Consider the following 14,721-nt stretch of genomic DNA (forward strand, 5'->3'; position numbering starts at 1 on the left):
ATATTATTACACAAAAACATTTTTATTAATGATTATAATATTGATATTTATAATGATAATACAAATTTTAAACACTATAAAGTGTTTAATGGAAATTAATTTACAATATATTTGAATATATTATAATATTTTTTCAAATATATAGAAACTATATTGTTTTGATGGAATTTTTTAAATAATATAAAAATTTCAGTATAAATGTGATATAATGTTATTAGATAATTCACAACTTATATTAAATAATGTAATTACTTAATAGGATTTTATAAAAATAAAAAGTAATATGCTTAAATTATTTTTTTAATATATTAGGAGGGGTGTTATTGTATAAGTGTGAAATATGCGGCAGGCAGGCTGACATTCACCACATTGTTCATAAAAATGAAGGGGGACTAGATTTTTTTTTAAATTATAAGTATTTGTGCCCAGAACATCATAGAGGCAAAGAAGGACCCCATAGAAATCATAAAACAGATATAGAATATAAGCTTGAAATGCAGGATAAGCTTAACAATATATTATATAAAGATTTTTATAATAAAGAAGAGCTTATTGATATTTTAAATCTTAATAAAACTAAGGCTAAAAAATTTTTTAAAGAATTAAAAATTTATAAAGAAGGTTATAAAAAACAAGATATAATATACAGACTTATGGGAAATAAAAAATATAATGAATATATGTTGGAAAATTTTTATGATATTATGGTTATGTCTGTATAAAAGGTGCTGTTGCAACATAGAAATTAGTTTGCAACAGCACCTTTATTTTTTATAATTTTTATATGTAATTTAAAAATTGAATAATTTTTTAAATATTTTAAATAAATTTTCTCTTTTGGAAATCTTTAAAGAGTATTAAAGATTTTTAAAATGCAACAATATTAATGAGAAATTTTTATTAAATATTTAAGCTTTTAAATATATAAAAATTTTTTATTATATGTCTTTTTAATCCAAGGGAGGTTATTCTTATGAATAATAAAAAAGATAAACAAGTAAGCCAAAAAATTAAGCAGTGTGAAAACGAAAGAAGGGTAGATGATCTTATAAATTTAGTTGAAAATAAAACAAGAACTGAAAGACATTTGGAAGAACATTCAGATATAGGAGATCCAGATAGACTTCATCATGTATATGAAGTACAAAATGCAAGAGAAGAACAAATTCAAAATCTTAAAAGTGCAATAGTATATGGAGATAATACTAAAAATTCTACAGAGGATCAGTTAGAAAATTTAAAGAAAAACTATACATTTGCTAAAGGATATATAGAGCATAATGCAGATCATATGGAGTCAAAAGCACTTGAAAATTTAAATGAAAAACAAGAGAATAGAAAAGATCAAATGGATATATTACAATAAATTATAAATATTTGAGATTGATTATTATTTAAATTATATATAATATAGTCCTTATCAAAACAAAAATGATAAGGACTATATTTTTTTAAAAATTAATCGGCAACTTTATTAGTAAAGAAAGCATCATATAATCTAAATTAGACGTAAGTATAGAATTTAATGAGAAAAAGTTATTGTTTAAGTTTTAATGCTTTATTTTTTAAAATTTATAAGTAATAAAAAATTAAAAGTATAAATAAAATATTAATAATAATTTATATTACTGGAAAAAAATTATTATCTATGTTATAATATAAAAAAACGAAATGAAAGGGGATAATTACATGGACGTAAAAGAAATTGTATTAGATACTTTGAAAAAATCATCTAAACCGCTTAAAGCAGGGGAAATTGCTCAAGCAGCAGGTTTAGATAAAGCTTTAGTAGACAAAGCTATTAAAGAGCTAAAAAAAGAAGAAAAAATTAATTCTCCTAAAAGATGTTTTTATTGTGCAGTTAATTAAATTTTTTAATATAATATTTAAGATAAAGATTTATAATAAAATAAGTTATGCATAGTTTGTATTAAATAAAAAACAAAATATATATAATAAGCATTGAATAAAGTTTAAAAGTTCTTTTGCAAAAAATAGCCGCAAATTATAGTGATTTTATTTATTTAAACATTGATAAAGTTTAAATAAAACACTTGATTTGCGGCTATTTTTTGCTTGCATATTATTTATAAACAGATATATATTTTATTATTAATTACAAATAAAATTAGGTAAGTATTATTTTAATCTAAAACTTTAGGGTTTATTGTTATATAATTAAAAATATTTGTAAAAAGTTCTTTAGCTACAGGTGCCGCTACTTGAGCAGCATAATAATTAGAAGGATTTGGTTCATCTACTGTTACAATTAAAGTAATTTTTGGATCTTCAAAAGGTGCCATACCTACAAAAGAAGATATATATGCTTTATTTTTATATTTTCCATTTTGAACCTTTTGGGCCGTACCAGTTTTACCTGCAATATTTAAATCTTCTACAAAAGCATTGGAGCCTCCTCCTTCAGAAACAACTTTTTCTAAATATCTTCTTAAATTTGTTGCTATCTTACTATCTAATACTTCACGTTTATTAAAATTATTAAATCCTTTTTCTAATACAATATTATCATTTTCATCATAACTTACTATGTTTTTCATTACATGAGGAGTAATTAAAGTGCCGCCATTTGCTATTGCGTTAAAAGCAGCCATATATTGAACTTGAGTTACAGCTATTCCCTGACCATAAGAGATTGTTGCTAATTCAACATCATTTATATCATTTGGAGTTTTTACTATTCCAGAAGATTCTCCAGGTAAATCAATTCCTGTTTTTTCGCCAAAACCTAATTTGCGAGTGAAATTATATAAATTTTCTTTACCTAATTTTTTCCCTACTTCAATGAATCCAACATTACAAGAATTTTTTATAATATCTATAAAATTTTGTTTTCCATGTCCTGTTTTTTTGGCACAAAATAATTCGTGACCAGCAACATTTGTACTTCCATTACATATAAATTCATCATTTTCTTTACTCGTACCATATTCTAATGCAGCTGCAGCTGTTACAGCTTTAAAAATAGAACCTGGTTCAAATGAATATTCAACGGAATTATTTCTCCATATATTTTGTAGTTCTTCTGAAGTTTTTCCATTGGCATAAGGATTATTTAAATTAAAATCGGGTTTATTTACCATAGCTAATATTTCACCATTTTTAGGATTCATAACCATGATTGATACACCAAGAGCTTTGTTTTGTGTCATAGCTTTAGAAGCTGCTTTTTCAGCATAATCTTGTATAACTTCATCTATAGTAAGCATAACACTTTTGCCGTCAACAGGCTTTGTATAACGGGAGTTTTCAAAAAAAAGCTGGTTGCTTTTACTATCCCTTTCATAAATAATTCTTCCAGGTTCTCCGGATAATTCTTTATTATAAGTTTGTTCTACACCAGTACCCTGTCCATTTTCATTTATAATACCTATAACATGAGAAAGAAAATTCCCTCGAGGATAATATCTTTTAGTATCTGAAGATACTAAAATACCAAAAACTTTAAGTGCTTTTATTTTATCAGCTTGAGCTTTTTCTACTTTCCTTTTTAATGGTGCCCAGCTTGCAGGAAGACCATTGTCTAATGTTTTATTAAAAGCTTTAAGTACTTCTTCTTTACTTATATTTAATATAGAAGCTAATTTTTCTGCTAAATCATCATATGCCTTTTGAACTTCTTCTTCTGACATTTCTGGTTTTTTTAAAGTTTGTTTTAAAGCTAATAAATCTAAATCTACTCTATACACATCAGCACTTATTGCAAGTTCATGACCATTTCTATCTAATATATTTCCTCTTTTAGCTTCTAAAACTATATCGCTTGTCCATTGATTAGCTGCAACTTGCATTATTTTTTCAGGTGTAAAAACCATTAAGTAAAATAATCTTATAAATAACAATAAAAATATAAATACTAAGAAAAAATAAGTAAATTTCAGCCTTTTTTTTCGACTAATTTTAATAGAAAATTTTTTTGCAGCCAAAGTATTCCCTTCTTTCGTAAAATTTGCATCAGAAATATTATAACAAAAAAAGCACTTTTAAAATATATATAAGTGCTTTTTTATTATTATTTATATAAATATAAAATTAAAATTTATATATTCCACCAATGATGATTTTCTTTTAAAAGAAGTTCTTCTGCTTTTTGAGGACCTAAACTACCACTTTCATAATAATAAAGAGTTTCATTATTATTTTTCCAATAATCAGAAATAATATCAACGAATTTCCAGGAATATTCCACTTCGTCCCAGCTGGTAAATAATGTACTATCACCATTCATTGCATCATATAAAAGTCTTTCATATGCTTCAGGGGTATTTATTCCAAATTGACAATTCTGACAAAAATCCATTTGTACTGGTATAATAATATTTTCAGTTCCTGGTTTTTTTGTGTTGAATTGAAAAAATATACCTTCCATAGGTTGAACTCTTATAACTAATAAATTAGGTAATATTTCATCTGAACTTTTGCCATATAAAACTTTGGGCATAGATTTAAATTGAATAACAATTTCAGTAGATTTATTTTTCATTCTTTTCCCTGTTCTTATATAAAAAGGTACTCCTGCCCATCTAAAATTTTCTACATGAAGTTTTAAAGCTACAAAAGTTTCTGTGTTTGAAACAGGGGAAACCTTATCTTCTTCTCTATATGATAAAACCTCTTTATTATCTACAATTCCTCTTATATATTGTCCACGTATAATATCTTTACTTATTTTTTCGGGTGTAATTTTTTCTAATGAACGAAGTATTTTAACTTTTTCATCTTTGATTGAAGAAGAAGTTAAATTTATTGGTGGTTCCATAGCACATAATGTTAAAAGCTGTAACATATGATTTTGAACCATATCTTTTAAAGCTCCGGCTTCATCGTAGTATCCACCTCTATTTTCTACACCTACTGTTTCACTTGAAGATATTTGTATGTTATCTATATATTTATTATTCCAAAGGGGTTCAAATATAGAATTTGCAAATCTTAATACCATAAGACTTTGTATCATTTCTTTACCTAAATAGTGATCAATTCTATAAATATTTTCTTCACTAAAAACTTCTGTAATTTTACGATTTAATTTACGTGCTGAAGATAAATCCCGTCCAAAAGGTTTTTCTATGATAAGTCTTTGAAAAGATGAAGTGTTTTTTACTAAACCCTCTTTGTGAAGATTATCTGTTATTAAATCAAAGTACTCTGGAGCAACAGCTAAATAAAATATTCTATTTCCAGAGGTTTTATATTTTTTATCCAGTTCTTCTAAGAAAGTCTTAAGTTCAGAATAACCTTTTATATCATTAAAATTAAAATTTTTATAAAAAAGTCTTTTAGAAATATCGTCCCAGTGGATATCTTCAATTATATATTTAGAATATTTTTTTAATGAAAGATATATTTGCTCTCTATATTCTTCGCTACTTAAATTTTTTCTTCCTATAGATACAATAGCAAAATTATCTGGAAGATTTTGGCTCCGTTTAAGATTATATATAGCAGGGAGAAGTTTTCTATGTGTTAAATCTCCAGTACCTCCAAAAATAACCAGTATACATGATGTGTCCAAAATATCACCTTCTTTCAAAATTCGCAAAATTATTTTTTGGCTACAGCATGGCCTCCAAATTCATTTCTTAAAGCGGCTACTACTTTACCAGAAAAAGTATCTTCCATTTCAGAACGATATCTATAAAGTAAAGAAGAAGTAATTACTGGTGCTGGAACTTTAAGACTTAAAGCTTCTTGAACAGTCCAAAGCCCTTCGCCTGAAGAGTATATTATGCCTTTAATATTGTCTAAATTGTCATCTTTTTTAAAAGCATTTTCGGCAAGTTCCATAAGCCAGCTTCTAATTACAGAACCATTATTCCAAACTCTTGCAACTTCTTTATAGTTTAAATCAAATTGGCTTTTTTGAAGAATTTCAAAACCTTCACCTATAGCTTGCATCATTCCATATTCTATACCATTGTGAACCATTTTTACAAAATGTCCTGAACCATTTTTGCCTGTATGCAAATACCCATTATCTACACTTATATCTTTTATTAAAGGCTCTATATATTCAAATACTTCATCTTCAGCACCAATCATAGTGCAGGCTCCATTTCTTGCTCCGCTTATTCCTCCGCTTGTTCCAACATCTACAAAATCTATATTTTTGGATTTTAGATACGTATATCGTCTTAAAGTATCTTTATAAAATGAATTGCCTCCATCGATTATTATATCTTTTTCATTAAGTAGAGGTAAAAGTTTTTCAATTATTTCATCAACAACTTCTCCAGCAGGAACCATAAGCCAAATTATTCTTCTTCCATTAATATTATTTATTAATTCTTCTATAGTATAAGCAGGTATTAAATTTTCTTTAGAAGCTTCATCAATTTTTTGAGAACTCCTATTATATACGACAACCTCGTGACCATGATCTCTTGCATTTAATGCAAGATTAAAACCCATTTTTCCAAGACCAATTAATCCAAATCTCATAATTTAATAAAATCCTCCTTGAGAATATTTATATTATAGTTTCCAATATTAATATTATAAATACCTATAATTATAATATATAATATTATATAATAATTATTATTTCATGTATATAGTTAATTAATAAAAATTATTAATATAATTTTATTATTAATATATTAAAAATAAAACATAAATAATAAAAATAAATAATAAAAATAAATAATATGATTTATTATATAGTTTTGATATAATAAAGTTAATTTACAAAAATAAGTACATTTTTAAATTTGGCGGGGTGAAGTATTGTGAAAAGAATATTAAAAATGATGGGACTTATACTTTCATATTTAGGAACATATATGATAATGCAATTTATTGCGGGATATATTATTTTAATAGCTTTAATATTTAAGCAGGTTTTATATACGAAAAGTTTTCAATTGCAATCTAGTGATATTGAAAATTTAATTTCTCAAAATACAAGTAAAATTATACTTATTTCTATAATATTGAGTTTAATTGTTTATATTCTTATATTTTCTTTAGAAAAGAAAAATATTTTTAAAGAATGCAAATTTAAGATTATAAGCATAAAAAAGATAGCCGCTATAGCTTTATTAGGATTTGGAGTTAATATGATTATTGATGGAATTTTAAATTTTGTTCCTGTTGATACCTGGTTTCCTTCTCATAACCAGGTTATAAATTCTATAATGGGAGGGAATAATTTCATTTTAACATTTTTAACTGTTGGTATTTTTGTGCCGATTTTTGAAGAAATTTTAATGAGAGGCTTAGTTTTCAATGAACTTAGAAGAAATATGAATTTAAACTTAGCAATTATACTTCAAGCTCTTATATTTGGTATATATCATTTTAATATGCTTCAATTTATATATGCTTCAATTTTAGGAATATTTTTAGGTATTGCTTATGTTTGGACTGATTCTTTATGGGCATCAATTTTAATACACATGATTTTTAACAGCTCTAGTTTAATTATGAGTAAGCTTCTTATTAATGTAAATATTTTAGTTTATATGTTAATTGGAATTTTAGTATTTTTTATAGGGCTTAAGCACCTATATAGATTAACTCATGTAAATCAGTATAATTAATAAAAAAACTAAAACTTATAAAATTTATAGGTTTTAGTTTTTTTATGGATAAAATTAGATTTCCTTGGAAAGATAATAATAGAATGACAAGGAAAGTCTGGTGGTAATTTGAATAAAAAATTTTTAAAATATAGTTTATCAGTAATAATAATTATGGGTATTTCCCTTTTTATAAGTATTAATAAAATACATAAAAATAGTAGTGCAAATGAATACACAAAAAATACAGAAAATACTAAAGCTAGTGTAGCTTCAAAAGATTCTAATTTAGAATCATCTTTAATGACATTAGAAGGAACATATTTTACACCTTGTTTAAATAAAGATGGAAATAAAATTTTATATAGTTCTGGAGATGACATATATGAAATAGATTTAATAAAAAATAATGTCAAGCAGCTTACTAATTTAGGAAATTGTTATAATCCTGTATATTATGAAAAAGATAATAATATTATAGCATTTGCAAGGAATGATGGTATATACTTAATAAATATTACTGAGAACAGCATAAAAAAAATAATTAGTTCTAAGGAGCCTAATATTTCTTTTGCAAAACCTAATTTTATGTCTAATGGGGATTTAATTTACTTTAAAACTAAACTTATTTCAAAAGAAGATGGAATGGGATTTATAGAAGAAAATCCCTCCATTAATATGATATCTAAAGATGGAAAAAATGATATGAAAATTACAGAAGGATATAATCCAGTACTTTTTAAAGATGGAAAAACTTTAATATATGAAATGGGAGAAAATTTATATTTAATGAATTTACAAACTAAAGATAAAAAATTAATTGATAGTGGGAAATATGCTTCTTTTTCAAATGATGGTAAATATATAAGCTATACAAAATATGAAAAAGAAACAGTGCCATATGCAAATATAAAAGAAAAGAAAAATTTATTCGTAGATAAAGAATACTCAAATGTGTTTATTGTTGAGACTAATAATACAAAAAATAAATTTAAACTTACTAAAGAAGAATTTGAAAATAAGGATAAAGAAATAGAAGAATGGGCTAAACAGACAAACAACTTAAAAACGGAGCAGCATTTTTTAATTGTATCTAAAATTGCTTATTTTGATACTCTTTGGTCAAAAGATAATAAATCACTTTATATTTCTATATATAATTCAAGTAAAGGTTATTTTGAGCTTATAAAAGTACAGATTCCTGATTTATTAGCACGTTAAACAAAAATATTTATAAAAAAGCCCCATTCTTTTGCAGATGGGGTAAGTTTACTATTCCATTGAGTATTTAATGACTAAATCCAAGGTGTTTATAATAGCATCCATATGAGTTCTTTCATAAGAATGTGAAGAAAATACTCCAGGTCCTATAAGTGCTGCTTTAATATCATACCCAGCTTTTAATGCAGCAGAAGCATCAGAACCATAAAAAGGATAAATATCTATTTTATAATTTATATTATTTTTTATACAAGTTTGTATTAATTTTTTTCTTAATTCAAAATCATAAGGACCGGAAGAATCTTTAGCACATATACATACAGCATATTCTGAAGAATTTTGGTCAAGTCCAGGAGCTCCCATATCTACTGATATAAATTCTTTTGTATTTTCAGGAATTGAAGCAGCGGCACCATGTCCAACTTCTTCATAATTACTTATAAAGAAATTTGTTGTATATGGAAGAAGAATATTATTTTCAGACAAATATTTTATAACATATAAAAGTATTGCAACACTAGCTTTATCATCTAAATGTCTGCTTTTTATAAATTGTTTTTCAGTTATAATAGTTCTTGTGTCAAAACTTATAAAATCACCTACATTTATTCCCAAGGCTTCAGTGTCTGATTTAGATGATACTTTTTCATCTAAAATAATTTCCATGTTTTCAGGGACTTTTTTTATATCATAAGCTTCCTGACCACTTATATGCACAGATGGCTTTATATTATGTATAGTACCAGTATAAGTTTTTCCATCTATAGTTTCTATTAAACAGTTTTCTCCATCAATAGATGACATTGTAAAACCACCTAAAGGGACTAGAGCTAAAGCACCGTTATTTTTAATTGATTTTACCATTGCACCTAAAGTATCTACATGAGCAGAAAAAGTTCTTTGATAATCATTGTTTTTACCTTTTAATGTAACTATTAAAGCTCCCTTATTAGTTAAACTGTAAGAAACATTCATAGAATTTAATTCTTTTTTTATGAAATTTATTATTGCATTTGTATTTCCTGTAGGACTTGGGATATTTAATAAATTTTCAAGAAAATATTTAATACTATTAAAATCATATTTCATTATACCACCTCTTAAGTTATTTTAAGATTAATGTTAGCATAAATTCTAAAAAATATAAACTAATTTAAAAAAAGAGTGATTAAATGTATTTAAATATATGAAATCAATATATTTTATAGTATAATATTTAAATAAGAAAGAAGGTGTATATATGAAAAAAAAGTACATAATTACAGGTTTAATTTCCGCTTTTGTAATTACTGGAATTACTGCGGTTTATATACATATAAATAATATTATAAAACCATATGAAAATTTAATATTCCCAGATGTATTTATTGAAAATTTAAATTTATCTGGTAAAACTAAGAAAGAAGCATTGGATATAATACATCAAAAATATAGTGATGAAATTTTAAATAAAAAGATAAATATTAAAAAAGAAAATAAAAATTATAATATTAATTATTCAAAATTAAATGCTAAGTATAATATTGAAGAAACAGTAAATGAAGCTTTTGAATATGGTAAAAATTACAATATTTTTAAAAAATATAAATTAATAAAAAATCCTATTGATAAAAAATTAAAATTAGAATTTACTTATGACCCAAAGTATATAAAAGAGTTTGTGTCAGATATTGCTAGAGATATAAATAAATCACCTGTTAATGCTTCTTTAAAAATGATAAGTAGTGGTAAATTTTCTATAACTCCAGAAATAGAAGGAGAAAAATTAAATACTGAGAAATTAGAAAAAGACATAATTAATTCTATTAATAATTTAGCTAAAAATAGAATATTAGAAAATATTGAAATAGAAGCTCCTGTAGAAAAAGTACAAGCAGCTATTACTAAAGATGTGCTTTCAAAGGTAAATACGAAAATATCATCTTTTACTACAAATTTTGCTAAATCTAATGATAACAGAGTCAATAATATAACTTTAGCTACAAAAGCTATAAATGGAAAATTACTACTTCCTGGTGAAAGTTTTAGTTTTAATGATGTAGTTGGTGAAAGAACTATAGCTAAAGGTTATAAAGAGGCTGGAGTTATTATAAATAATCAACTAGATTCAGGTATAGGAGGGGGAATATGTCAAGTTTCTACTACATTATATAATGCTATAATGAGGGCTAATATAAATTATATTGAAAGAAGGCATCATTCTCTTCCATCAAATTATGTAGCACCAGGACTAGATGCAACTGTAAGTTATGGAAGTATAGATTATAAATTTAAAAATACATTGGAATATCCTATATATATAGAAGGATATGTAAAAAATAAAAATGTAACTTTTAATATATATTCGGATATTACTTTGTCTAATAAAACTTACGATCTAGTAAGTGAAATTCAAGATACCATTGAACCAAATATTAAGTATATAGACGATCCTAATATGTATGAAGGATATAAAGAAGTAATTACAAAACCAATTACTGGATATAAAGTTAATGTATACAGAAATACTTATGAAAATGGAAAACTTATAAAAAAAGAAAAATTATATACAGAAACTTATAAAAAAATCGATGGAGTAATAAAAAGAGGAACAAAAAAGAAGCCTGTTGCAGCATAAAAATAAGATTTTTATAGGTTGTTGCATTAAATATTGCTATCTTAAAAAATAAGCATTTAATTTTACAATGAATCATTTAATTTTTATAAATAAAAAATATTTTCTTTAAATAAAATTTATGTTATTATATAAAAAGATAAGGAATAAATTTTTAGCGGATATGGCGGAATTGGCAGACGCACTGGTTTCAGGTTCCAGCGGGTAATTCCATGCAGGTTCGAATCCTGTTATCCGCACCAAATATAAGTTAAATAAACAGTTAAATATAAATTAAATAAAAATTAAATAAAAATATCCTTTGGCTAAGCCAAAGGATATTTTTATTTAATTTAATCTATATTTATCTTTTTCTTTTTATCATTGCCTTTATTTAATTTTGGAAGAACAATTTTTAAAACACCATCTTTAAATGTAGCACTTATTTTATCTTCATCTACATTATCTATATAAAAGCTTCTCTTAAATTCTCCATAATATCTTTCACGTCTAACAAAATTTTCTTTCTTTTCTTCTAAAGCATCTTCTCTTTTAGCACTTATAACTAAATAATTATTTTCAAAATCTATATCTATGGATTCTTTTTTTACTCCAGGTAAATCTGCTTCTATTATATAATTTCCTTCATTTTCTTTTAAGTCAACCCTAAAGTTTCCATGCATAGTATCTAATGCAGTAAAGAAATCATCATCAAAAAAGCTCTTAAAAAATTGTGGGAAGAAATCATCTTTTTTACTTAAGTTATTTTTTCTAAATGGTATCATCTCAAACATTCTCAAATCCCTCCTAATTTTTTAATATATCTTTTGTTTACAGTTTTATAATAAAACAAAAGTCAAAGAAAGTCAAAGTTAAAAACAAAAGATTTATTATGATATTAAAAAATATATAATGTTTTAATTACATAGTTCATTTTAACCTAAAAATTTTGAAATAAACTAGATATTTTAGCCAAATTTAGTTTCATTTTATAAAAAATAAAAAATTATGGGTATAAATTTTAAGAATTAATATAACTTTTTAGTAAAATATAAATATATAAAAATCCTGCAGAGATTTAAAATATCTGCAGGATATGAAAATTACTTATAAATATTTATGCTTTAAATTGATTATTTATATTAGAATTTTGCATTTTTTTATTTACTGCTATTAAGAATATAGAAAGAGCAGCAATAGCAACTATAATGCCAATAGGATATGCTATTGAAGTTGCAAGTTTAAATCCTTCTGGAGCAACTAATATATAAGTTATAGAAACCGCAGTCATAAACGTAGCTGGTATTGTAGCTATCCAATGGAATTGTTTTCTTAGAGCTAAATACATAGATGAAGCCCAAAGTACTATCATAGCCAATGTTTGATTTGACCATGCAAAATATCTCCAAAGTATATCAAAATTAATTTTACTTAATATAAATCCAACTACAAATAATGGTATAGTAATTGCAAATCTATTTTTCAATGAATTTTGTTTGAAATTTAATGAATCGGCAATTGTAAGCCTTGCACTTCTAAAAGCTGTATCTCCTGAAGTTATAGGACAAGCTACAACTCCAAGAATAGCAAGAATACCACCAAATTTACCAAGAAGAGTTTTTGATATAGTACTTACAACCCATCCTTGTCCGCCGTGAGCATTCATTTGAGCTGATAATTCTCCAGTACTTCCAAAGAAAGCTATTGCAGCTGCTGCCCATATTAAAGCAATAACACCTTCTGCTATCATTGCTCCATAAAATATCTTTCTTCCTTGTTTTTCTGAAGATATACATCTAGCCATAATTGGTGATTGAGTTGAATGAAATCCAGAAATAGCTCCGCAAGCTATAGTTATAAACATTAATGGCCATATAGGAAGACCATTTGGATGAAGATTAGATAAGGTAATTTCAGGAATTTTATATCCTTTAAATATTATACCAGAAGAAACTCCTAATGCCATTATTAAAAGACAAATACCAAATATAGGATAAATTTTTCCTATAAGTTTATCTATTGGTAGCATGGTTGCTAAAATATAGTAAATGAATATTACATAAATCCAAAAAGTTGTATCAAGGGCTTTAGGAGTTAGTGAAGCTAAAAGATTTGCTGGAGTTGTTACAAAAACAACACCTACAAGTATTAAAACTATAACTGAAAAAATTCTCATAAAATTTCTAAATCCTGTTCCCAGATATTTACCAACCACCTCTGGTATACTTGCACCATCATTTCTAACTGAAAGCATTCCTGATAAATAATCATGTACACCACCTGCAAATATAGAGCCTAAAACAATCCATAAAAATGCAGAAGGCCCCCATAATGCACCAGCAATAGCACCAAATATAGGTCCAGTACCTGCAATGTTTAAAAATTGTATCATAAATATTTTCCAAGCAGGCATAACCACATAATCTACACCATCATTAATTCTAACTGCTGGAGTTTGAATGCCATCATCTGCACCAAAAGCTTTTTCTACTACCTTACTGTATAAAAAATATCCTAAAAGTAAAGCAATAATAGATAAGAAAAAAGATATCATTTATAATACCTCCTGTAAAATTATACTTTATATATTAATTATACAAGTTATGTATATGTTTACATAACTTATTGCACCAAATACAAAAAAGAGCACATAAAATACATTTATATGCTCATTAATTGCTTAAATGAAGACATATTATTACGGCTAACAGGTATTTCAGCATCTATTCCTTTAAGCTTTAATATGTAGGTATTATTAAACCAAGGTATTATTTCTACTATTTTTTCTAAGTTTACAATATATGAACGATGACATTTAAAAAAAATATTTTGGGGAAGTTTTTTATAAAATTCATTTATACTTGAATTAGTTTTATATTCATTATCTTTAGTATAAATAAGTACTTCATGCTCATTAGCTTTACAGTAATATATATCTTTTATATTAATAACAATGAGTTTCCCATTTTTCCATAAAGTTATTTTATTACATTTAGAGTTTAAAGATTTTTCAAGTTTATTTAAAGTGTGAATTATTCTAGTTTCAGAATATGGTTTTAAAATATAGTCAAAAGCAGATACTTCAAAAGCATCCAAGGCATAATCTTTATAAGCACTAATAAATACTAATATAGGTTTAATATTTTGTGTGTTTATAATTTTACTTAAAGATAATCCATCAAGTTTTGGCATACTTATATCAAGAAAAATTACATCTATAAAATTTTTTTGTATAAATTCTAAAGCTTTTATGCTGTCATCAAAAGTTTTTACTATTTTAATTGAACTAAAATTAGTTATAAAATAATTTAACTCTTGTATAGCAGGTAATTCATCATCAACTATTATACAATTCATAAATATTTAACT

Annotated in this window: 13 protein-coding genes and 1 tRNA gene; 7 read left to right on the forward strand and 7 right to left on the reverse strand. The window is 25.0% G+C overall.

Annotated elements, in window-relative coordinates; all coding sequences use genetic code 11:
• Window positions 1–317: 317 nt before the first annotated feature.
• From EGD97_RS00005 to EGD97_RS00015, 3 genes are all read left to right on the forward strand, one after another.
• Window positions 318–722, forward strand: a complete 405-nt coding sequence (locus tag EGD97_RS00005) for an HNH endonuclease (RefSeq protein ID WP_407643111.1) — start codon at window positions 318–320, stop codon at window positions 720–722.
• A 251-nt stretch (window positions 723–973) separates the two neighbouring features.
• Window positions 974–1,366, forward strand: a complete 393-nt coding sequence (locus EGD97_RS00010) for a hypothetical protein (RefSeq protein ID WP_078681145.1) — start codon at window positions 974–976, stop codon at window positions 1,364–1,366.
• Between the two features lie 323 nt (window positions 1,367–1,689).
• Window positions 1,690–1,869: a MarR family transcriptional regulator gene (locus EGD97_RS00015; RefSeq protein WP_078681144.1), complete on the forward strand. Its 180-nt coding sequence runs from the start codon at window positions 1,690–1,692 to the stop codon at window positions 1,867–1,869.
• 275 nt (window positions 1,870–2,144) lie between these two features.
• On the opposite strand, the gene EGD97_RS00020 is transcribed toward EGD97_RS00015, so the two are convergent.
• The 3 genes from EGD97_RS00020 to gnd all read right to left on the reverse strand — a co-directional run bounded on the left by EGD97_RS00020 (window position 2,145) and on the right by gnd (window position 6,459).
• The gene (locus EGD97_RS00020; RefSeq protein ID WP_078681143.1) at window positions 2,145–3,944 is read right to left on the reverse strand and encodes a stage V sporulation protein D; all 1,800 of its coding nucleotides are present in this window, start codon (window positions 3,942–3,944) and stop codon (window positions 2,145–2,147) included.
• Between the two features lie 113 nt (window positions 3,945–4,057).
• Complete coding sequence (zwf, locus tag EGD97_RS00025) at window positions 4,058–5,533, reverse strand: glucose-6-phosphate dehydrogenase (RefSeq protein WP_228201944.1); 1,476 nt, start codon at window positions 5,531–5,533, stop codon at window positions 4,058–4,060.
• A gap of 29 nt (window positions 5,534–5,562) precedes the next feature.
• The gene (gene gnd / locus EGD97_RS00030; RefSeq protein WP_078681141.1) at window positions 5,563–6,459 is read right to left on the reverse strand and encodes a phosphogluconate dehydrogenase (NAD(+)-dependent, decarboxylating); all 897 of its coding nucleotides are present in this window, start codon (window positions 6,457–6,459) and stop codon (window positions 5,563–5,565) included.
• A 287-nt stretch (window positions 6,460–6,746) separates the two neighbouring features.
• On the opposite strand from gnd, the gene EGD97_RS00035 reads away from it, so the two are divergent.
• The gene (locus EGD97_RS00035) at window positions 6,747–7,559 is read left to right on the forward strand and encodes a CPBP family intramembrane glutamic endopeptidase (protein WP_127836276.1); all 813 of its coding nucleotides are present in this window, start codon (window positions 6,747–6,749) and stop codon (window positions 7,557–7,559) included.
• 108 nt (window positions 7,560–7,667) lie between these two features.
• Window positions 7,668–8,759, forward strand: a complete 1,092-nt coding sequence (locus tag EGD97_RS00040; RefSeq protein WP_127836277.1) for a TolB family protein — start codon at window positions 7,668–7,670, stop codon at window positions 8,757–8,759.
• A 51-nt stretch (window positions 8,760–8,810) separates the two neighbouring features.
• On the opposite strand, the gene EGD97_RS00045 is transcribed toward EGD97_RS00040, so the two are convergent.
• The gene (locus EGD97_RS00045; RefSeq protein ID WP_127836278.1) at window positions 8,811–9,848 is read right to left on the reverse strand and encodes a M42 family metallopeptidase; all 1,038 of its coding nucleotides are present in this window, start codon (window positions 9,846–9,848) and stop codon (window positions 8,811–8,813) included.
• Window positions 9,849–9,999: 151 nt separating this feature from the next.
• Between EGD97_RS00045 and EGD97_RS00050 the strand changes: the two genes are divergently transcribed.
• A complete protein-coding gene (locus EGD97_RS00050) occupies window positions 10,000–11,376 on the forward strand; it encodes a VanW family protein (protein WP_127836279.1) in 1,377 nt (458 codons plus the stop codon).
• Window positions 11,377–11,530: 154 nt separating this feature from the next.
• A tRNA-Leu gene (locus EGD97_RS00055) sits at window positions 11,531–11,615 on the forward strand.
• A gap of 90 nt (window positions 11,616–11,705) precedes the next feature.
• Here the strand turns inward: EGD97_RS00055 and hsp18 are convergent.
• From hsp18 to EGD97_RS00070, 3 genes are all read right to left on the reverse strand, one after another.
• Window positions 11,706–12,146, reverse strand: coding sequence for a heat shock protein Hsp18 (gene hsp18, locus EGD97_RS00060; RefSeq protein ID WP_127836280.1), 441 nt, complete (start codon window positions 12,144–12,146; stop codon window positions 11,706–11,708).
• 323 nt (window positions 12,147–12,469) lie between these two features.
• Complete coding sequence (locus EGD97_RS00065) at window positions 12,470–13,906, reverse strand: carbon starvation CstA family protein (protein ID WP_078681135.1); 1,437 nt, start codon at window positions 13,904–13,906, stop codon at window positions 12,470–12,472.
• 107 nt (window positions 13,907–14,013) lie between these two features.
• Entirely contained in the window at window positions 14,014–14,709 is a 696-nt protein-coding gene (locus EGD97_RS00070) for a LytR/AlgR family response regulator transcription factor (RefSeq protein WP_078681134.1), read from the reverse strand.
• Between the last annotated feature and the right edge of the window lie 12 nt (window positions 14,710–14,721).

It is taken from the genome of Clostridium prolinivorans (assembly GCF_004011155.1).
GTDB lineage: Bacteria > Bacillota > Clostridia > Clostridiales > Clostridiaceae > Clostridium_AT > Clostridium_AT prolinivorans.

Excerpts from the sequence above, each read along its gene's own strand:
- EGD97_RS00065 (WP_078681135.1), bottom strand. The coding sequence starts at position 13,906 with ATGATATCTTTTTTCTTATCTATTATTGCTTTACTTTTAGGATATTTT.
- hsp18 (WP_127836280.1), bottom strand. The coding sequence starts at position 12,146 with ATGTTTGAGATGATACCATTTAGAAAAAATAACTTAAGTAAAAAAGAT.
- gnd (WP_078681141.1), bottom strand. The coding sequence starts at position 6,459 with ATGAGATTTGGATTAATTGGTCTTGGAAAAATGGGTTTTAATCTTGCA.
- EGD97_RS00045 (WP_127836278.1), bottom strand. The coding sequence starts at position 9,848 with ATGAAATATGATTTTAATAGTATTAAATATTTTCTTGAAAATTTATTA.
- EGD97_RS00010 (WP_078681145.1), top strand. The coding sequence starts at position 974 with ATGAATAATAAAAAAGATAAACAAGTAAGCCAAAAAATTAAGCAGTGT.
- EGD97_RS00070 (WP_078681134.1), bottom strand. The coding sequence starts at position 14,709 with ATGAATTGTATAATAGTTGATGATGAATTACCTGCTATACAAGAGTTA.
- EGD97_RS00050 (WP_127836279.1), top strand. The coding sequence starts at position 10,000 with ATGAAAAAAAAGTACATAATTACAGGTTTAATTTCCGCTTTTGTAATT.
- EGD97_RS00015 (WP_078681144.1), top strand. The coding sequence starts at position 1,690 with ATGGACGTAAAAGAAATTGTATTAGATACTTTGAAAAAATCATCTAAA.